The sequence below is a fragment of the Chryseobacterium sp. MYb7 genome (assembly GCF_002979455.1).
Lineage (GTDB): Bacteria > Bacteroidota > Bacteroidia > Flavobacteriales > Weeksellaceae > Chryseobacterium.
Genome location: NZ_PCOU01000030.1, coordinates 1 through 20,680, shown reverse-complemented (window position 1 = coordinate 20,680; position 20,680 = coordinate 1). Strand labels below are relative to the sequence as shown.

The 20,680-nt window shown below is 36.4% G+C and carries 19 protein-coding genes and 1 rRNA gene; 11 read left to right on the top strand and 9 right to left on the bottom strand.

The features are described from left to right. Positions 1-31: 31 nt before the first annotated feature. The 6 genes from CQ046_RS19605 to CQ046_RS19580 all read left to right on the top strand — a co-directional run bounded on the left by CQ046_RS19605 (position 32) and on the right by CQ046_RS19580 (position 7,906). A complete protein-coding gene (locus tag CQ046_RS19605; protein WP_105703889.1) occupies positions 32-610 on the top strand; it encodes a tRNA-(ms[2]io[6]A)-hydroxylase in 579 nt (192 codons plus the stop codon). A gap of 34 nt (positions 611-644) precedes the next feature. Next, a complete protein-coding gene (locus CQ046_RS19600; RefSeq protein WP_047377240.1) occupies positions 645-1,262 on the top strand; it encodes a DUF502 domain-containing protein in 618 nt (205 codons plus the stop codon). Between the two features lie 93 nt (positions 1,263-1,355). Continuing rightward, complete coding sequence (locus tag CQ046_RS19595) at positions 1,356-2,732, top strand: tryptophanase (protein ID WP_105703888.1); 1,377 nt, start codon at positions 1,356-1,358, stop codon at positions 2,730-2,732. Between the two features lie 342 nt (positions 2,733-3,074). Next, positions 3,075-4,151: an FAD-dependent monooxygenase gene (locus CQ046_RS19590; RefSeq protein ID WP_105703887.1), complete on the top strand. Its 1,077-nt coding sequence runs from the start codon at positions 3,075-3,077 to the stop codon at positions 4,149-4,151. 2 nt (positions 4,152-4,153) lie between these two features. Further along, positions 4,154-5,311, top strand: coding sequence for a pyridoxal phosphate-dependent aminotransferase (locus CQ046_RS19585; RefSeq protein WP_105703886.1), 1,158 nt, complete (start codon positions 4,154-4,156; stop codon positions 5,309-5,311). 162 nt (positions 5,312-5,473) lie between these two features. Beyond that, positions 5,474-7,906 (top strand): TonB-dependent receptor plug domain-containing protein, encoded by a 2,433-nt coding sequence (locus CQ046_RS19580; RefSeq protein WP_105703885.1) that lies wholly within the window; start codon positions 5,474-5,476, stop codon positions 7,904-7,906. A gap of 58 nt (positions 7,907-7,964) precedes the next feature. Here the strand turns inward: CQ046_RS19580 and CQ046_RS19575 are convergent, their stop codons facing one another. Further along, positions 7,965-9,182: a PQQ-dependent sugar dehydrogenase gene (locus CQ046_RS19575; protein ID WP_105703922.1), complete on the bottom strand. Its 1,218-nt coding sequence runs from the start codon at positions 9,180-9,182 to the stop codon at positions 7,965-7,967. A gap of 230 nt (positions 9,183-9,412) precedes the next feature. On the opposite strand from CQ046_RS19575, the gene uvrB reads away from it, so the two are divergent. Then, on the top strand, positions 9,413-11,404 hold the full coding sequence (gene uvrB / locus CQ046_RS19570) for an excinuclease ABC subunit UvrB (protein ID WP_105703884.1): 1,992 nt from the start codon (positions 9,413-9,415) through the stop codon (positions 11,402-11,404). Positions 11,405-11,481: 77 nt separating this feature from the next. On the opposite strand, the gene CQ046_RS19565 is transcribed toward uvrB, so the two are convergent. The 4 genes from CQ046_RS19565 to CQ046_RS19550 all read right to left on the bottom strand — a co-directional run bounded on the left by CQ046_RS19565 (position 11,482) and on the right by CQ046_RS19550 (position 14,346). Further along, positions 11,482-11,718: a DUF3820 family protein gene (locus CQ046_RS19565; RefSeq protein WP_105703883.1), complete on the bottom strand. Its 237-nt coding sequence runs from the start codon at positions 11,716-11,718 to the stop codon at positions 11,482-11,484. 10 nt (positions 11,719-11,728) lie between these two features. Next, a complete protein-coding gene (locus tag CQ046_RS19560; RefSeq protein WP_105703882.1) occupies positions 11,729-12,808 on the bottom strand; it encodes an AI-2E family transporter in 1,080 nt (359 codons plus the stop codon). 13 nt (positions 12,809-12,821) lie between these two features. Beyond that, positions 12,822-13,550 (bottom strand): beta-carotene 15,15'-monooxygenase, encoded by a 729-nt coding sequence (locus CQ046_RS19555; RefSeq protein WP_105703881.1) that lies wholly within the window; start codon positions 13,548-13,550, stop codon positions 12,822-12,824. A 73-nt stretch (positions 13,551-13,623) separates the two neighbouring features. Then, complete coding sequence (locus CQ046_RS19550) at positions 13,624-14,346, bottom strand: hypothetical protein (RefSeq protein ID WP_228406997.1); 723 nt, start codon at positions 14,344-14,346, stop codon at positions 13,624-13,626. 48 nt (positions 14,347-14,394) lie between these two features. Here CQ046_RS19550 and CQ046_RS19545 point away from each other — a divergent pair, with 48 nt between their 5' ends. Further along, the gene (locus CQ046_RS19545; RefSeq protein ID WP_105703879.1) at positions 14,395-15,372 is read left to right on the top strand and encodes an aminodeoxychorismate synthase component I; all 978 of its coding nucleotides are present in this window, start codon (positions 14,395-14,397) and stop codon (positions 15,370-15,372) included. Further along, a complete protein-coding gene (locus CQ046_RS19540; protein WP_105703878.1) occupies positions 15,356-15,982 on the top strand; it encodes an aminotransferase class IV in 627 nt (208 codons plus the stop codon). Before CQ046_RS19545 ends, CQ046_RS19540 begins: the two co-directional genes overlap by 17 nt. Positions 15,983-15,984: 2 nt before the next feature. Here the strand turns inward: CQ046_RS19540 and menD are convergent, their stop codons facing one another. Further along, positions 15,985-17,655: a 2-succinyl-5-enolpyruvyl-6-hydroxy-3-cyclohexene-1-carboxylic-acid synthase gene (gene menD, locus CQ046_RS19535; protein WP_105703877.1), complete on the bottom strand. Its 1,671-nt coding sequence runs from the start codon at positions 17,653-17,655 to the stop codon at positions 15,985-15,987. A gap of 84 nt (positions 17,656-17,739) precedes the next feature. On the opposite strand from menD, the gene CQ046_RS19530 reads away from it, so the two are divergent. Then, complete coding sequence (locus tag CQ046_RS19530) at positions 17,740-18,690, top strand: isopenicillin N synthase family dioxygenase (protein WP_105684016.1); 951 nt, start codon at positions 17,740-17,742, stop codon at positions 18,688-18,690. 44 nt (positions 18,691-18,734) lie between these two features. On the opposite strand, the gene CQ046_RS24080 is transcribed toward CQ046_RS19530, so the two are convergent. Together CQ046_RS24080 and CQ046_RS19525 are read right to left on the bottom strand one after the other, a co-directional pair. Beyond that, positions 18,735-18,923 carry a bacteriocin-like protein gene (locus tag CQ046_RS24080; RefSeq protein WP_410493694.1) on the bottom strand — a complete coding sequence of 63 codons (189 nt, stop codon included), beginning with the start codon at positions 18,921-18,923 and terminating at the stop codon, positions 18,735-18,737. Between the two features lie 149 nt (positions 18,924-19,072). Continuing rightward, positions 19,073-19,345 (bottom strand): bacteriocin-like protein, encoded by a 273-nt coding sequence (locus CQ046_RS19525; protein WP_105703876.1) that lies wholly within the window; start codon positions 19,343-19,345, stop codon positions 19,073-19,075. 227 nt (positions 19,346-19,572) lie between these two features. On the opposite strand from CQ046_RS19525, the gene CQ046_RS23705 reads away from it, so the two are divergent. Further along, entirely contained in the window at positions 19,573-19,734 is a 162-nt protein-coding gene (locus CQ046_RS23705) for a bacteriocin-like protein (RefSeq protein WP_165790557.1), read from the top strand. A 705-nt stretch (positions 19,735-20,439) separates the two neighbouring features. Here CQ046_RS23705 and rrf read toward each other — a convergent pair. Continuing rightward, positions 20,440-20,547: ribosomal RNA gene (rrf, locus tag CQ046_RS19520) — 5S ribosomal RNA — on the bottom strand. Positions 20,548-20,680: the final 133 nt, after the last annotated feature.

The window sequence follows — 20,680 nt, the reverse complement described above, 5'->3', positions numbered from 1 at the left end:
AATTTGTTTAAATTTACAGAAATTTTACAACATGTTTAAGTTGAAACTACCTACCGATCCAAGGTGGGCAAATATTGCAGAAGGAAACATCGGAGAAATTTTGACAGATCATGCCTGGTGTGAGCAAAAAGCAGCTACCAACGCCATAGGATTGATTACAATGCTTCCGGAATATCCTGAAATTGTGACCGAACTTCTTGCGATTGCACAGGAAGAGCTGGATCATTTCAATCAGGTTCATGAGATCATAAAGAAAAGAGGTTTTACTTTTGGAAGAGCAAGAAAAGATGATTATGTGAATGAACTGGCGAAATTTATCGTACAGGGAACAAGAGAAGACCTCATCGTAGACAAAATGCTTTTTGCAGCTATGATTGAAGCCAGAAGTTGTGAAAGATTCAAGGTTCTTACCGAAAATATCAAAGACGAAGAGCTTAAAGTTTTCTACAAAGAACTGATGATTTCTGAAGCCAATCATTATACTACTTTCATAGGATTTGCAAGACAGCTCGGAGATCCGGAAAAAGTAAACAAACGATGGGAAGAATGGCTGGAATATGAAGCCAGCATTATTAAGTCCTACGGAAATAAAGAAACGATCCACGGTTAAAATAAAAATAATAAAGAATATAGATTAATATACATTGAAGAAGCCAAGCTTTGAAAATATCGCCAATTTATTCCTGAAAAACTTTTTTCAGGGATTAGTTATCATTGGTCCTATCGGACTTACCATTTTTGTAATCTGGTATATTGTAAGTGCGATTGACAATCTTGTTCCTTCTTTGGCCAAACAAATTCCCGGGCTTGTATTCGTTTCTATTATTCTGTTTACTGCTATTTTAGGATATTTGGGAAATAAATTCGTGGTTGGAAGATTCTTTTTCGACACGATGGACAGCTTACTGGAGAAAACTCCGGGAGTAAAACATATTTACACTCCTACGAAAGACGTAATGTCTTCATTCGTAGGCGACAAGAAAAAATTCAACGATCCTGTATGGGTAAAAACCAACGAGAATCCGGAAATCTGGAGAATCGGCTTTTTAACCCAAAAAGAAATGTCGGACGTTGACAAGCATAATTACGTTGCGGTATACCTTCCCCACTCGTACGCCATCTCGGGCTGGGTAATTGTTACTGAAGAAAAAAACATCAAACCTGTAGTGGGAATGACAGCGGCTTCTGCTATGAAGTTTGCAGTGAGCGGCGGTGTAGCCGGATTCCATTCTGATGAAAATATATTTAAGGCTCCGGAATAATCCCCTTTTCCGTCTTAATTATACATTGATGAATTTTGAAAAATTATTTTCAAGCACATTTTCTTTACAAACAATTTAAAACATACTTAACTCATGAATTTACCGTACGCGGAACCTTTCCGCATTAAAATGGTGGAAGAAATCTATCAATCCACCAGAGAAGAAAGAGAGCAATGGCTTAAAGAAGCTAATTATAACCTTTTCAATTTAAGATCTTCACATGTTTACATCGACCTCCTTACCGATTCCGGAACCGGAGCAATGTCTGACAGACAATGGTCTGCTTTGATGACTGGTGATGAAAGCTACGCAGGATCACGTTCTTTTGAACAATTACAGAAAACTGTGGAAAAAATCACAGGATTCAAATATTTATTACCAACTCACCAGGGAAGAGCTGCAGAAAATGTTCTTTTCTCAGTATTGGTAAAAGAAGGTGACGTAGTTCCCGGAAACTCGCATTTTGACACCACAAAAGGACATATCGAAATCAGAAAGGCACATGCCATCGACTGTACAATAGATGAAGCTTTTGATATTAATGACCTTCACCCTTTCAAAGGAAATATCAACCTTGAAAAACTGGAAGAAGTTTACAAAAGCCATCCTAAAGAAAACATCCCTTTCTGTTTAATTACCATTACATGTAACTCTTCGGGGGGACAGCCTGTTTCTCTGGAAAATATGAAAGCTGTAAAAGCACTTTCTGACCAATACGGAATCCCTGTATTCTTTGATTCGGCAAGATTTGCAGAGAATGCTTACTTCATCAAAAAAAGAGAGGCAGGACAGGAAAACAGAAGCATTAAGGAAATCTGTAAGGAAATTTTCTCTTACGGAGACGGAATGACCATGAGTTCTAAAAAAGATGGTTTAGTAAATATCGGAGGATTCATTGCTTTGAATAATGAAGAAGTTTTCAGAAAAGCTTCTAATTTCACGATCATTTATGAAGGGTTTATTACCTATGGAGGAATGGCTGGAAGAGATATGGCAGCATTGGCAGTAGGTCTTGATGAAGCTACTGAATTTGCTTATCTTGAAAGCAGAATCTCTCAGGTTGAATATCTAGGGAATAAACTGATTGAATACGGAATCCCTGTTCAGAAACCTATTGGAGGACACGCTGTATTCATCGACTCTTTAAACTTCCTTCCAAACGTTTCCCGTGAAGAATATCCAGCACAGACATTAGGGCTTGAAATTTATAAGGAAGCAGGAATCAGAACTGTAGAAATCGGGACTTTACTGGCAGACAGAGATCCTGCTACAAGAGAAAACCGATACCCGAAATTAGAATTGGTACGTCTGGCAATTCCTAGAAGAACCTACACCAATAACCACATGGATTATATTGCTGCAGCCATCAAAAACGTATATGAAAGACGTGACGAAATAGCAAAAGGATATAAAATCACCTGGGAACCGGAAATCTTAAGACACTTTACTGTTCAGCTTGAAAAAGCTTAATCATAAAACCGGAATTTCTTCCGGTTTTTTTATGCATGATCGTTCAAAAGCTCATTAAACAAGATCTGTTTTATATTTTTATAATCTTACCAGCATTTCTTATGTAACCCACTTACAATCATTCACATATTACAAATAAACAGGCCTTAAAAATAAATATATACTATTCATATTTTTTTATCATAAATGATATATTATGCTTTTCATCTTATTTTTCATAAAACCAAAATCAAATTAATCCATTTTTTGAAATAGTGAATGTTTTTAATTTTAATTTTGTATTTATTTAAAGGAGACTAAAAAATACTTAAAAAACCAACCTGAAAAATACATTATTCCGAAATGAAGAAAATTGCTGTCGTGGGCGCCGGTATTTCCGGCTTAAGCATGGCGAATTACTTAGAAAAGCACCAAATTGACTATCACATTTACGAAAGGAGAAAAAAGAAAGATCTGGCAGGTCACGGCTTTCTCATTCCGAAGGATGGGATGGATTATCTTTATCAAATAATTGATCCGAATCTTATTCATAGACATGGAAGTTTTCTGAAAAAATACGCCCAGTATTCCCATACGGGAAAAATTCTGGCAGAAAAGGAACTGGACAATGTTTTTGCCATCTCGAGACATTCATTGATTGATCTGCTGGCACAAAACATTTCTCCGGAAAAGATTACCTACGAAGAAACCATTATTCCTGATGATCAACATAACGGAAAGCTGAAGCTTTCTGACGGAACGTACATTGATGCAGACATCGCTGTCATCTCCGATGGTTCCAGAAGCAGAATCAGAAAACATTTTTTTAAGGATGAATCCATGAGAGTAGTACAGGAAAGCGAAGTGGTTAACATCATTCAAAATAAAGAAATTGCAGATTCTATTGAAAATGACTTTATAAAATTTCATCATAAAGAAGGCGGTCTTACTTTCGGAATCCTTAAACTTTCTGATGACACCCTTCTTTGGTATTCACAGTTTGATAACCAAAGATACATGATTAATGAATGTTCAGCGGAGAATTTAAGGAAATACATGCTTGAAGTTTTTGAAAACTGGCATCCTTTAGTCCCGGAAATCATACAAAAATCAAACTATAAAAATGTACATTTATGGAGTGTTTATGAATTAGAAAATCTCAATCCTTTTTATCATGAAAACTTTGTATTTATCGGTGATGCAGCACATCCACTGATTCCATTTACAAGTCAGGGAGTTACTTCAGCATTGAAAGACTCTTTCTCATTAACGAAATATTTAGTTGAAGAAGACAATATACACAAAGCTTTCAGTAAGTATGAAGAAGAAAGAAAACCCGAAATTGAAGTTCACATCAGCAATGGGAGAATATTGCTTAACCAGTTTTTACTTCCATTAAGCCAACAAACAGAAAATATTATCCCCATATCCTATAAATAAATATGTTCACCAACAACGATATCAACTTTGAAGCCCTGAAAAGAAAGGCCTATAACGGAAGATGGGCTACCCTGGAAGACGGAATCATTCCTCTTACAGCAGCTGATCCGGATTTCAGAACCGCTCCCGAAATTGAACAGGGAATTATTGAATACCTGAAAGACGGCTACCTCAGCTATGGACCGTTTTCCGGAATTCCGGAATTTAAGAAAAGCGTTGCCGATCATTTCAATCAAGAAAAACACGGAAGCTTTTCACCTGAAAATGTACTGGCAGTTAACAGTGCTGCTCAGGGAATGTTTCTGATAGCTTCCTATGTTCTTAACTCCGGAGATGAAGCCATTATTCTGGACCCTGTAGATTTTCTCTTCAAAAAATCTGTAGAAACAGCAGGCGGAAAAGTAATGCTCTGCCCTGTTGATACGATAACAGGAGAAATTGACTTTGAAAAACTTGTTTCATTAATCAATCCCAAGACTAAACTGATCAGCATATGCAATCCACACAATCCGCTTGGGAAAGTTTATTCTAAAGAAGTTTTAATAAAAGTGTCAGAAATAGCATCTGCTCATGATCTTTGGGTAATGAGTGATGAAATCTGGAGTGATATTATTTATGACCAAAAAGATTTCCATACTTATTCTTCTGTCTCGGAGAAGGCTAAGAAAAAAAGTTTTACCGTGTATGGCTTTTCAAAATCATTCGGAATAGCGGGATTAAGAATCGGAGCGGTACTGTGCAATGATCAGGATATTCTTGAAGATTTTACTGAGAAATCCAATTTTAACTCAACTATAGAAGGGGTTTCCACTTTATCTCAGATTGCCGGAAGTGTAGCACTGGAAAGGTCAAAGCCTTGGTACCAAGAGTTTTTAGCCCACTTACAGAACAACAGAGACCTTGCTTTTAGATTATTAAGCCGTTCAGAAATTGTAACGCCCAATCTTCCTGAGGCCACTTTTGTACTGTTTCCAAAGATTGAAAACGGAATGTCCAGCGATAAATTTGCTGAGCATGTCTTAAAACAAGGAAAAGTAGCTATTGTTCCCGGTTCAGAAAGATGGTTTGGAAAAGGAGCAGAAGGACATATCAGAATTTGCTTTTCGACTTCCCAGGAAATTTTAGAAGAAGGAATTAACAGAATCATTACCAGCTTTTAATGTTAAAAATTTTAATCAAATTCAAACAATAGATTATTATTTTTTCGAAATTAGCACAAATTAACACCAGATTAAGATTTTCATACTAAATATTTAACTTTCATATTGATTTAAAAATAAATAATGATAATTTTGATCGAATCATCACTCAAAATTATCATTATGAGAATAAAATACATCAGCATTTTTTTCCTTGGAGCTACTACCCTTTCCTATGCCCAACAGGTAAAGGATACTTTGAAAGAATCAAAGATTGACGAAGTAGCCATTACCGGAAGCCGAAATAAAAAAAGAACGGTGGTAAATACACCCGTTCCTATAGACATTATAGATATTAAACAGGTAAGCCAGTCAACGGGACAGGTTGAAATCAACCAGCTCTTACAGTTTTCTGCACCTTCTTTCAATTCCAATAAACAATCAGGATCTGATGGTGCTGATGCCGTAGATCCGGCCACTTTAAGAGGTCTTGGTCCCGATCAGACCTTACTTTTGTTAAATGGAAAAAGATACCATCAGTCTTCACTGATCAACCTTTTCGGAACCAAAGGAAGAGGAAATACGGGATACGATATGAATACCATCCCGATTGGTGCCATAAAAAGAGTGGAGGTGCTTCGTGACGGAGCTTCTGCACAATATGGCTCAGATGCTATCGCCGGGGTAATTAATGTTATTTTGAATGACAGAAATAACGGTTTTGAAGGAAACTTATTCACAGGTATGAACCTTTTTAAAAGCCCAGGAAACAATGATGTGGTTTCTGATCACAAAGTAGACGGCACCACCTTTGATTTCAGTGGAAATTTAGGAACCAAAATAGGTTCAAAAGGCGGTTTTGGAAACTTTACCGTAGAATTCATCAATAAAGATTACGCTATCCGAAATGCAAATCCGGATCTATATACAGCCCCAAGACAGCGTTTCGGGGATGCAAAAGCTCAAAATATTTACTTTTTCGGAAACATTGAGCTCCCTTTATCTGATGGTCTGAAATTCTATTCCCGTCAAGGTTTTTCACACAGAAATACCAAGGCTTATGCCTGGACCAGAACACCGGATGCAGACGGCAATATTCCTGAAGTTTATCCTACAGGATTCAACCCGATTGAAGATACCAGTATTACAGATTTCACGTTTGACAATGGCTTAAAATTCAAGGTTGCCGATTGGGATGTAGATGTTTACAATGCTTTTGGCAACAACAGATTTACCTACCAGATAGATAATACGATTAATGCTACTTTAGGAATCAAATCTCCTACAAGCTTTAATGCTGGTGGACATTCTCTGCTGCAGAATACGACCGGTTTTAACGCAGTGAAACAATTCAAAGTATTGGAAGGACTTAACGTTGCTTTCGGATCAGAATTCAGATATGAAAAATTTAATATCATCAAAGGAGAAGAAGCCTCCTATGCAATGTATGATATCAATGGAAATGTAGTTACAAAAGATACTCCTCAAAATTTATGGGTAACAGTTCCTGGTTCTGATCCTCTACGTTATCGTCCAGGGGGATCACAAGGGTTTCCCGGCTATTCTATTGATTTTGGCAAGAGCAGAAACAACTTTGCAGCCTATGTAGACACTGAATTGGATGTGACAAAAAACTGGATGATAAGTATTGCCGGAAGATTTGAAAATTATAATGATTTCGGAAGTACTTTGAATGGTAAATTTGCTACAAGATATGCTATCACGCCACAGTTTGCTTTCCGAGGATCTGTTTCTACAGGATTTAGAGCGCCTTCTCTGGCCCAGAAATATTACAGCCAGCAGTTTACCAATTTTCAGGGCGGTCAATTGGTTACGATTCAGTTAGCTTCTAATGATAGCAAACTGGCAAGCAGTCTTGGAATTCCTCAATTGAAACAAGAAACCTCTGTGAATGGAAGTGCCGGATTTACTTTCAATACAGGAAAATTAACGGCAACCGTAGATGGATATTATATTCGTGTGAAAGACAGAATTGTCCTTACCGGATATTTTGCACAAGCAGACTTGCCGGCAGAGGTTCAGGCAGAGAATCCATTTATTGACCAGGTACAGTTTTTCTCCAATGCTATTGATACGAAAACAAAAGGGGTTGACCTTATCTTAAGCTATAGTGAAAACATAGGTTCCGGAAAACTGACTGCTACTCTGGCTGGTAACTATAATGATATGGAAATTACGAAAATAAATACTTCAGAACAGCTGGCTGGAAAAGAAGATATTTATCTGAGCGAGAGAGAAAAGGCATTCATCCTTGCTTCGGCTCCAAAAACCAAAGTTAATTTAAACCTTAATTATAAGCTGAGTAAATTTAATGTAAACCTGCAGATGGTAAGGTTTGATAAAGTAACCCTGATTGGCTATGACGGTACAGAACAGCTCTATAATCCAAAAGTAACAACCGATCTTTCTTTCGGCTACGAATTCTGTAAGAACCTGAATCTGACTTTAGGAAGTAAAAACTTATTCAACAGATATCCTACTTTACAGACTACTCAGGTATCCAGTGGGAATACTGAATCCGGAGGTATTTTTGATCCTGTACAGATGGGATTTGCCGGAAGACAGGTTTTTGCCAGACTTAATTTTAAGTTTTAAGAAATGAGGGAAACCTGCTTTCATACAAAAGCCTACAGAGAATTTCTGTAGGCTTTTTCTATTTTTTTGAGATTTTATAAAGCTTTCCGCTGTCTGTGACTGCATACAGATTCCCGTCCATTCCATTCAGCACATCCCGGAAGCGTTCTTTTTGATCTGCAAGAAGACGTTCTTCTCCTACTACTTTATTATCTTTCATGACAATTCTGTCAATATGTTCACCACTAAGACATCCGATAATGAGATTTCCCTTCCACTCCTCGATGTTTCCTGTATAGAAAGTAATCCCGCTTGGTGAGATCACAGGATCCCAATAGTAAACAGGTTGCTCGGTACCTTCTTTCCGGGTAATTCCTTTTCCTACTTTATCTCCGGAATATTCAATTCCATAGGTTACATCACCCCAGCCATAGTTTTTTCCAGGTTGGATCAGATTGATTTCATCTCCTCCTCTTGGTCCCATTTCCACATCCCAAAGATTTCCATTAGGATCTATTGCCATACCTTGAGGATTTCGGACACCGTAAGCATAGATTTCGGGTTTATAGCCTGATTTCCCTATAAAAGGATTTCCTGGAGCGGGTTTACCATCTTTTGTAATTTTTAAAATCTTTCCAAGATAATTATCTGTTTTCTGAGCATATACTCTGGTTACTTTATCTGATCTTTCTCCTGTACTGACAAATAAATGTCCATCTTTATCAAAAGCAAGACGGCTTCCATAATGCTTATCTCCGTCGTAAGAAGGTTCGGCACGGAAAATAACTTTGACCTCTGAAATATTTTTAAGATCTGCTGATAGCTTACCTTTTGCCACAGAGGTTAAGTTTCCTTTTCCAAAAGGTTCTGAAAAACTGAAGAAAATCATATTATTGGTTTTAAAATCAGGATCAAGAGCTACATCCAGCATTCCTCCCTGCCCTTTTGAATCTACTTTTGGGAAACCTTCTATTTTAGACACCTGTTTTCCATCTGTGGAAACAACATTCATAGAGCCTTTTTTATCTGTAATGAGAAATCTTCCGTCAGGTAAATTGATTATCCCCCAGGGCCTTCCCAAATCTTTGTTCAATATTTCCACATTATAGGTTGTTGTTGTCTTCACTGCATTGATTCTTGTCTGTCCCTTAAAAGCAGGTTTGTTGTCAGAATTAGGATTCTCCGTCTCAACACTTCCAGCGTTTCCGGTCTTCTGAGCATTCGCCTTGTTTTCTTTGCATGATGACAAAATAAGAAAAAGAGTCAGTACAGGAATATAAAATTGATTGATTTTCATAGTATTGTGATTAGGTGATTTGTACTCAATGAATGGAAAAATAATGCCATAAAATCTGGTCTGAAAATAATATTCTTTAGAAATAAATAAAAAAATTATCCTGAAAAAAGATAAATAATCCTTTCTCAACGCTTACAATGTGTTAAAATTTTATTATCAAAATATTCATCTCCAAAACATTATACTGCCTAATAATTTCTTTCGTATTTTTGTTATATACATTCTTTTCTATGGATTTTAAGCTTCAATCAGAATATAAACCTACGGGAGACCAGCCCCAAGCTATTGAAAAATTGACCGAAGGAATAGAGATCGGTGAGAAATATCAAACGCTTCTGGGGGTAACAGGTTCCGGAAAGACCTTTACTGTTGCAAATGTTGTAAAAAATGTACAACGTCCAACCTTAGTACTGGCACATAATAAGACTCTTGCTGCACAGCTCTTTATGGAGTTTAAAGAATTTTTTCCGGAAAATGCCGTGGAATATTTTGTCAGCTACTATGATTACTACCAACCTGAAGCTTATATTGCTACAACAGGAACTTATATTGAAAAAGATCTGAGCATCAATGAAGAGGTTGAAAAACTGCGTCTTTCTGCGACTGCCAGCCTTCTTTCAGGAAGGAGGGATGTTTTGATTGTAGCATCCGTTTCCTGTATTTATGGTATCGGGAACCCAACGGAATTTCACAAATCTTTAATTTCTATAGCGATAGGTGAGAAAGTGACAAGAACAGCACTTTTGCACTCACTGGTTAATGCTCTGTATGCCAGAACACTCAACGAATTCCAAAGAGGAACATTCCGTGTGAAAGGCGATGTCATTGATGTTTTCCCAGCTTACGCTGATAATGCGATCAGAATTCAGTTTTTTGGAGATGAAATTGAAAAAATCCAAAGTTTCGACCCTGTTACAGGAAATGTAGAAGATAATTTTGATCAAATACAGATTTACCCTGCCAATCTTTTTGTAACCTCGAAGGAGACTTTAAATGGTGCTATTAAAGACATTCAGGACGACATGGTAAAACAGGTTGATTTCTTTAGTTCTGTTGGAAAACCATTGGAAGCAAAACGACTTCAGGAAAGAACAGAGCTGGATCTTGAAATGATCAAAGAATTGGGTTATTGCTCTGGGATTGAGAACTATTCAAGATATCTGGACGGTCGCCTTCCGGGAACAAGGCCTTTCTGCCTGATCGATTATTTCCCTAAGGACTTTTTAATGGTCATCGACGAAAGCCACGTTACCGTTCCACAAGTTCATGCCATGTATGGTGGTGACCGAAGCAGAAAAGAAGCATTAGTGGAATATGGGTTCAGACTTCCGGCAGCAATGGATAACAGACCTCTAAAGTTTGAAGAATTTGAAGCCATTCAGAATCAGGTCATTTATGTTTCTGCAACGCCTGCAGACTATGAACTGGAAAAAACAGGAGGAGCATATATTGAGCAGATTATCCGACCGACAGGACTTCTTGATCCGATTATTGAGGTGAGACCTTCATTAAATCAAATTGATGACTTAATGGAAGAAATCCAGAAAAGATCTGATGCTGATGAAAGAGTGCTGGTTACGACTTTAACGAAGAAAATGGCAGAAGAACTTACCAAATACTTCACCAAATTCGGAATCAGAACAAGATACATCCACTCGGACGTTGAAACGTTGGAACGTATTCAGATCATGCAGGATCTTCGTTTAGGCCTTTTTGACGTGCTTATCGGTGTCAACTTATTAAGAGAAGGGTTGGATTTACCAGAAGTTTCATTAGTCGCCATTCTGGATGCTGATAAAGAAGGAATGCTTAGAAGCAGGAGATCCATGATTCAAACCGTAGGACGTGCCGCAAGGAATGTAAACGGAAAGGCAATCATGTATGCCGATAAAATCACAAAATCTATGCAGGCTACTTTGGATGAAACCGAATATCGCCGTGCAAAACAAATGCAGTATAATAAAGATAATGGAAAGAAACCTACCGCTTTAAATAAAAAGATTTCTGAAAATCTTGTTGGAAGAAGTAAGGATTTTCCTGATCAGAAATACACTCAAAAAGAAATCATGCAAAAAGTGGCTGAAACAAAGGCAACTTATGCAAGTGAAGATATAGAGAAAATGATTGAGCAAAAGCAAAAAGAGATGGAAGCAGCAGCTAAAAATCTCGATTTCATTAAAGCAGCTAAGCTGAGAGATGAGATTCTAGCTTTGAAAGCTTAAAAGAATTGATATAAAAAAGTTTCGGCGGCATCTTTGATGCCGCCGAAACTTTATACTGAATAATTGTATTTTATTTTTTACAATCCATTTCTTACCGATGCCCTGATAGGAGTCAAAAGATCCATCAGTCCATTTAATTTGATTTCATAAACTGTTGAAAGCTGCATTCCCAGTTTTCCCTTTGGCATTCCGTTTTTATTGAACCATTCTAAGTAACTGATCGGAAGATCAATCAGAATTGTTCCTTCGTATTTTCCGAAAGGCATTTTCATGACACAAATCTCTTTTAATATTTCCGGGTTGAGTCCTTCCACTTTTATATAATTAAATTAATTTTTCCTTAATATCATCCTGCCCGGGTAATTCAAGATCCGGAGGGGTTTCTTCATCCGAAAATTCATTTCTGTATACCTGAACCAAAAGAAGGGTCAGAGAGATCAGAATAGGCCCGAAAATAAGTCCCATAAATCCAAACAGGTTCATTCCCATGATAATTCCGAACACCGTATTCAATGGGTGAATATTTTCCAGCTTTTTTAAAAGGGTAAAGCGAAGAAGATTGTCCGTAAGCCCTACCACTACAACGCAATAGATTGCTAGGCCCAGTCCCTGCCCCGTATTTCCTTCTGCAATCATAAAGATACACACCGGAACATATATGATTGCTGTTCCTACTACAGGAATCACAGAAGCCGCAGCCGTTAATGCAAAGAGCAATGCTGCTCCCGGTGCCCCAAAAATCAGGTAACCAATGAGTGCAACGATCCCCTGCCCAATGGCAACAACCGGAATACCAATAGCATTGGCCATGATCAGTTTTCTCATTTTATCGCCAATCAAAGAAATGTTGGATCTCTTCAATGGTGCGGAAGAGGTCAGGATCTTTTCGAAGAGCCTTGGTCTTTCCAGCATAAAATAAAGAATAAAATACATAGACATCACTACTGTAAGCGTATTGAATGTACCACTGACTGCAGATGTAGAAAACTTTCCTACATTGTCTTTCAATTTTGCCATATTTTCTTTGCTCAGAATATCAAATCCTGTTTTAGAGAAAATATAAGAATGAATTTTATCCAGGAAAATATTGAACTTAGCCATGTAAGCCTGTGCATTTCCCAGTTTATCAATAATCAGATCAGCAATAAAATAGATCGGAAGAATAAGAACAATAAGACTTGCAAACATTAATGCAAAGGCTGCCAGTGACGGTTTCCATTTTTTTTCTTCCTGCAGATAAAAATTATATTTCCTGCAGACTACATAAATGGTAATCGCCCCCAGAACCGAAGGAATAAACAATGCCAGATTAAAACAGATCAGTCCCGCCAAAACCAAAATAATGGCCAATAATGACATTTGTTTTATCGCAACACTGCTTATTTGTTTGTCCTTATTCATCATGTATTTTATATTTTTATTTACCGAACATAATTTGTCTTGGTTTTCCTAAGAAAGCACAATAAGTAGAGTACATTACAATCATAATAAACGGAGCAGTTAAAATAACCCCAATTCCGCAAAGGATAACCCCTGCAATAGAGATCAGGAATCCTAAAAATCCTGTTAATAAGAACGTTCCGTAGTTTTCTTTAGCAATATTGAAAGATTTTGATAAGGCTTCTGTAGCTGATGCATTTTCAAATAACAGAATCGGATATCCGATTAAAAGGAAGGGATATACAAAAATGATAGGCAAAACACACAATGCAAGAGCAATGGACGAAATAACCCATGCAAGAAGACTGTAAATCAAAATGTTTACAAAATTCTGGCGGTATCCGATAAAAAGATCAGAAAACTCAATCGGGTTTTTAGTATTGTATTTATTCACCATATAGATCAATCCTACATACAAAGGAGATAATAAAAGTCCGAAAAGGCTGGAAGCTCCCATATACAAAGGAAGTCCAGGCGCACTCCAATAATTAAAGTCACCTCCTGAAGATTTCATCTCTTCAACCATGGATGCAGAATCAAACCCTGTAAGCATTTGAATAACAGTACCTCCGATCAGGTAAATAATCATGGCCACGATTCCGTAGCCGAAAACGCCCTTGTACATTTCAAAAGCATGAGAAATAATTGATCCCGTATCCCTGTTTGGTACAGAGCCTTGCTGATCAAATTCGTTAAATTCAGACATAGTTTAAATATTTAATGATTTTACCAAATTTAGTTTTTTTTGGCAAAACAATACATTAAATATGAATGAAATTTTAACTTTTCTCCGAAAAAACTGTTTTATAAAGAGAGTAAATCATAGCATTCCAAAAAGGAAAAGTAAAAAGTCCTCCAATCAAAAACAGAGCAAAACCTAGATATTTAAATAGAAAAGCAACAATGACACATACCATTATTTCTACAAAATACATTTTAAGAGCTTTAAAGTTCAGAGAAATAGCCTCGAAGATTCTTTTATTGGTAAAAAACATCAGCGGAGCAACAAATAGTGTTACAGCAACCCAAATCACAGCCAGCACGACAGTAGGAATGGTGAACCTGTAAATAAAAAACCAGAAAAGGAAATACCCTACATACTTAAAAAAGTTAAGCCCGTTGTATCCTGCAAACAGGTCTCCAATTACGATATTTTCTTTAAGATCAAGCTTACGGTAGATCTGGAACATTCCGAGATTCAACGGATACAGAAATGCTGTGGTTCCCCAAATCGCTAATGTAAACATCTGATAATTTTCCGTAGCTGTTATGGCCTCCATTTTTTTCAAATAAACCTGAGTTCCTTGCAGAAAGGCTTCCTGCAATTCTTTGTTGTAAGAAAAAACGTCATATTTCTCTCCGAAAAGCATAACCGCAGTCAGCAATATTGCAAAAAAGACGATGGAAAACATCAACTGAAAAACGAGTGTTTTATTCCAATAAAAAAATGCCTGCTTCAATATAAAATCAATTCCCGGTTTCTGAGGATATTTGTTCTGCATCATAAAAAAATTTATGCAAAAGTAAACATCAATAAGTATTTTTGCAGAATGTTTTCAGTGAATCATCAAAAATTTATGGAAATGGACGAGCTTTCTCTTCGGAAGGTTCCCTATTTTTTCGTCATCGACTTTCTATCGGAGAATGTTGAAATATATCAGGAACATGAAATTGAAAAAAAAGGCTTAATTATTGATTTTCAATACTTTTCAAACACAAAAGAAGCACAAGAATTAGATAAAAAAGTAGTATGGAAATCATTTCCGGAAACATTGGAAAGCTTTCAGGATGGCTTTGATAAAGTTCAGAAAAATATTCGTTTAGGAAACTCTTATTTAGTAAATTATACTAGAAAGACAAAAATAGAGACGAATTTAACCTTAGAAGAAATTTTTTATCACTCAAATGCGAAGTATAAAGTATTTTATAAAGATTTTTTTGTATTTTTTTCTCCTGAAACTTTTGTAAAAATCATTGACGGAAAAATTTTAACCTATCCCATGAAAGGTACCATTGATGCTTCTATTGAAAATGCAGCAGAAATTCTGAAGAATGACAAAAAAGAAAAGGCAGAACATTACACCGTAGTAGATCTGCTCCGGAATGATCTGAGCATGGTGGCAGATGATGTAAAAGTGGACCAGTTCCAGCATATTGACTTCATCAAAACCCAGCAGAAGGATTTGTATGCAATGAGTTCTGAGATTTCAGGAATGATAAAACCTGAATTTGACGGAAAAGTAGGAAGTATTATGCAAAAGTTGCTTCCCGCAGGCTCTATTTTAGGAGCTCCCAAACCTAAAACACTGGAAATCATTCTAGATGCGGAAGGATACGACAGAGGATATTATACAGGAGTTTGTGGTTGGTTTGACGGCCAAAATGTTGACAGTTGTGTAATGATACGCTTTATAGAAAAAGAAGGAGACCAACTTTATTTCAAAAGCGGAGGCGGTATAACGCATATGAGTAAATTAGAAGACGAATATCAGGAAATGAAAAATAAAATCTATGTCCCAATTCATTGAAAGCATTAAAGTAGAAGATCAGGAGATTTTTCTATTGGATCTGCATCAGAAACGTGTTAATCAAACATTTTCCCATTTCGGGAAGGAAGACTCTATTGATCTGGCTAAGATCTATAAAAATCTGCAGCATGATGAGGATGGTCTTTTCAAGCTAAGAATTGCCTATGATCTTGACAAAAGAATCAGGACACAGATGATTCCTTATGCGATTCCTGAAATACAGGATTTCAAGCTGGTAGAAAATAACAGCTTTGATTATTCATTCAAATTTGAAGATCGAAAAGAGCTGGATAAGATGAAAATGAAAGCAAAAGCTGAAGAAATCATCATCGTCAAAAATAATCATATCACCGACACTTCTTTTTCTAACCTTCTGTTCTTAAAAGGAAAAGATTGGTTTACCCCTTCTACCTATCTATTGAATGGTGTGCAAAGACAACATCTTTTAAAGCATAAAAAGATCAAAGAAACGGAGATCACTTTACAGAACATAAAACAATTCACCCATTTCCAGATCATTAATGCGTTGAATGATTTCGATGATATGTTTATCTATCCTATCGACAGAATTATCAATCTGCCGGGGAATGAAGAATATCTTGATCTTTAAATCTATTTCATAAATTCAAAATACGACTTCAGCACATCTGCGCTATTCTTCCCGTGAGTATTTACTTCCAGGATTTTTGGCTGTGCATCAGGTTTGAAGAAATTCTCAAGAACTCTGTCTAATGTAATCTCATCTTCTACTCTAACATAGGAGAATCCGAAATGTTTTGCCAGAGATTCTGCATTCTTACGATGTTTTGTAGCAATAAACTCATCCAGTGTATTTGGATTTGCATTTCCAGGTCCCGGAATGATTTTAAAGATGTTTCCTTCACCGTTATTGAAGATCATAATTCTTACAAATGGTGGGATATATTGATTCCAAAGTCCATTGATATCATAAAAGAAGCTCAGGTCTCCTGTGATCAGTAAAGTAGGGTTTTCATTTTTGATGGCAAATCCCATTGCCGTGGAAGTAGAACCATCAATACCACTGGTTCCTCTGTTACAGTACATCTTTCTCTTTCCGAAATCAAACAGTTGTGCATATCTGATCCCTGAAGAATTACTGAAATGAATATTATAGTTTTCAGGAATCGTTTGTGATGCCTTATTGAAAAAATAAAAATCTGAGAATTCAATGGTATTCAAAAACAGCTCGTGTTTAGCATCTTTTTTATCCCTTAAAACATCCCAAAGATTAAAATAAGGTCTAGGTTCCAGATTGATAAATTTCAACAGTTTTGAGAAGAAAACTTCCGGTTTCACCTCTACCTTTTCTGTAAGGGAGAAATAAGTATCAGGCTGCCACACTTCATCAAGATGCCAGTGCTGTTTCGGACGTGCACTTCTCAGGAATTGTTTTACCTTTTTGGAAACCACATTCTGCCCAATTGTAATCAACAGATCCGGGGCATATGTTTTATAATCTTCCTCCGTAAAGTTGAAAATATAACGGTCTATATGTCTGAAGAACTTTTCATGATGTAAATTTGAATTGGCTTCACTCAATACCACTACGGAGTGGTTTTTCACCAATTGAGTCAATTGATTTTCCAGCTCCGGACTGTAATCTCTTGTTCCTACCAATAGCAAAATTCTTTGTGATGTATGCCATTCCGCAATCAGATTGGAAGGAATTTCATACTCTTTATGCTTGATTGTTTTTTCCACAGTAGGAAAAGTAGGAAGTTCTGATACCAGCTCATACAAAGGTTCTTCCAAAGGAATATTAATATGTACAGGACCCTGCTTTTCAAAACAAAGTTCAATCGCTTTTTTAATAATATCGAAATTAATATCTTCTGCATTCTCCTTACTGTCTTCCAAAAGCTGGAAATCACCGTAAGAATGTTGATGAAAAACATCCTTCTGTCTAATCGTCTGCCCATCAAATATATCAACAAAATCAGTTGGTCGGTCTGCGGTAAGGACCAAAAGTGGTACATTCTGATAAAACGCCTCAGTAACCGCCGGATAGTAATTTACCACCGCTGATCCGCTGGTGCAGGTAATGGCAACAGGCTTTTTCTCACTTTTTGCCATTCCCATTGCCACGAAAGCAGCACTTCTCTCGTCTACAATGCTGTAACAGTTGAAACTATCTACCTCTGAAAAATGGATGGCCAAAGGAGCATTTCTTGACCCCGGAGAAATTACGATATCAGCAATTCCGTACTGTTGAAGAAGATGTGCAAGTATTTGGATACTTCTCTTAGAAGAATATTTTTTCATACAGCAAATTTAACTTATAAATAATGATTTTAAAATCATTTAAATTAAAAAAAATGTAATTTTGCTATTCGTAAATTTCTAAAAATGGATAAAATACCTAGTGTAGACCTGCGTGATTTCCTTTCGGACAACCCGGAACGCAAACAGAAATTTGTAAATGAAATCGGAAAAGCTTATGAAGAAATTGGTTTTGTAGCCTTAAAAGGCCACTTTCTTGATGACAACCTAGTGGATGATTTGTATGGAGAGGTTAAAAACTTTTTTGAACAGCCAGTGGAAACAAAACAAAAGTATGAGATTCCAGGAATTGGTGGCCAGAGAGGTTATGTAGGATTCGGTAAAGAAACTGCAAAAGGTTTCAAAAAGGGAGACTTAAAAGAATTTTGGCACTTTGGACAATATTTGTCTGATGATTCAAAATATAAAACTGAGTATCCCGACAATGTAATCGTTGATGAACTACCAAAGTTCAACGAAGTAGGTAAAGAAGCCTTCCAAATGCTTGAAAAAACAGGACAGTATGTTCTAAGAGCTTTAGCATTACACCTTGGTTTAAATGAATTTTATTTTGATGACAAAATCGCAGAAGGAAATTCTATTCTAAGACCAATTCACTATCCGCCAATCACTGAAGAACCCGATGATGCTGTAAGAGCTGCTGCTCATGGTGACATCAACCTTATTACTCTTTTAATGGGAGCACAGGGGAAAGGTCTTCAGGTTCAAAACCACAACGGAGAATGGATTGATGCTATTGCAGAACCAGATGAACTAATGATCAACGTTGGGGATATGCTTTCAAGACATACCAACAACAAATTGAAATCTACAATCCACAGAGTGGTAAACCCGCCAAGAGAAATGTGGAGTACTTCAAGATATTCAATTCCTTTCTTTATGCATCCAATCAGTGCAATGTCTTTAAATGCACTTGAGAATTGTGTAGATGAAAACAATCCAAAATTATACGAAGATACTACTGCCGGAGAATTCCTGCATGAAAGATTGATCGAACTGGGATTGATTAAAAAATAAAAAGAAACGACTGTCTCAAACTAGAGGCAGCCGTTTTTACTATATTACATTCCAGTTAAACAGGAAACGCGTGTACATAACATTGTGCAGCTATTCATTTTGTAACAACCATTATTTTGATCATTAAGTTCCTGACAAAGGTCATCAGGTGAATCCCTCAGATCGTAACACTTATCAATTCCTCCTGAAATACTTTTCAATTCTTTCCTCTCAATTTTCTTTAAATTTTTCATAGTTATAGTTTTAATTTTTCCTACTCTGTAAGCTTTTCGGATAACGCTTGCCTAAAGTAATAATTTTTATTAAATAAAAATCAATAATTGTTTACTTGTGAGAATTAATAGATTTTTATGAGAATGAATTAATGATTATCTATTTTTTTCTATCCTGTTATACAATAAAATTCAGGACACGGTGTCGGTTGAGTGAAAGTTCCCCACGGGCAGATACAGGTATACGTATCTCCACCGCCTCCAGGATTCCCTCCTTCCCCAGGTCCACCTCCGTAAGGCACACATTTTCCACCTGAGCAAATTTCTCCGGCAGAACAGCCTCCTTCTCCTGGTCCTCCACCTTCAAAACAATAAGCAGGAAAGTCTATTCCTGCTACAATACTTCTTTTGTCTTCTCTTGACAATTTTTTTAGATTTTTCATAGTTTTTAAGTTTTTGGTATTTCCTACTCTATAAGCTTTTCGGATAACGCTTGTTTAAAAATAGCATTTATTCATTTAATAATCAAACATTTAAACAAAAATCATTGATCATAAAACGATAAGAAGGATCAATTATATTAAATTTTTATTTTTAAACAAATAAACACTATTCAATTAAAAATATTTACTTAATTTTACTATACCTACAAATTTTTAATTAAAACAATATGAAAAATTTAAAAAAACTACAAAAAGGACAATTAAAAAACATTTCAGGAGGTGCTAATCTTCCTGAACAAGATTTCTGCATGTATTATTGCAACGGAGTAATTGTATGTGCTACCTGCAGTGATGATTTCAAATGCCCGGACACAAACAGCGATATGTAATCTTTACAATCACAATGTCATAAAATTTGAACCGTTTCTTTAATAGAGACGGTTTTTTTATTTCTTCTGGATTAAAATAAGATGGATTTTTGCTCTTTAAATACTTTTGATAAACAAAGTCTAGTTATTATATGTGATAAGCCATTTTTGAGCTTAAAAGATAGACACTGAATAATACAGGGTCCGGGTTGCGGGTTATACAGAGTTGCTTTACAAGATTGCGAGTTTCAGGTTGCAGAGCTACAAAAGCTATCAATTCGGACTTTTCAATACTTCAGATTTCTATAGAATGAATAGTGTATTGACCTCCTTCTTATCAATTGTGCCATTACCGCAGGAATCCAGGCTTATTGATGATAGTTTTAGATGCTAAATGACAGTAAAATGTCTAAGGCTTTTTTTAGCACTTAGTATTAGCAGTGTCATTCTGAGCATAAACTAAAGGTTTACGAACATAGTTCATGAAGCATCTTAATTACGATGAATTATATTTCTGCTATTGTAATTCTATGGGAGAACTTTATTCAGACTTCTTCGGAGTGACAATGGTATGGGATGGAGAATAAATGATGGAGGCTGGGTGCTGGAAGTGAGAGAAGTTGGGTTGTTTGGGGTTATTTTTATTTTTGTTTTTGTTTTTGGTATAGGTATAAAACAAAAAAATCCTTTATCATCAGATAAAGGATTTTTTAAAAATAAAATAAAAACTGGCGGCGGCCTACTCTCCCGCTTTCGCAGTACCATCGGCGCTGGTGGGCTTAACTTCTGTGTTCGGAATGGGAACAGGTGAGCCCCACCGCTAAAACCACCCTAAAGAAGGTATATAGCTTTAAGCATTAGGCATCATGCCTTAAGCTTATTGCATTTTAATCGATAAAAACTTTCACAAAGAGCTAACCTTGCTGCACTTTCGTGCGCCATATCAGGCTATAAATCTACGGGTAAT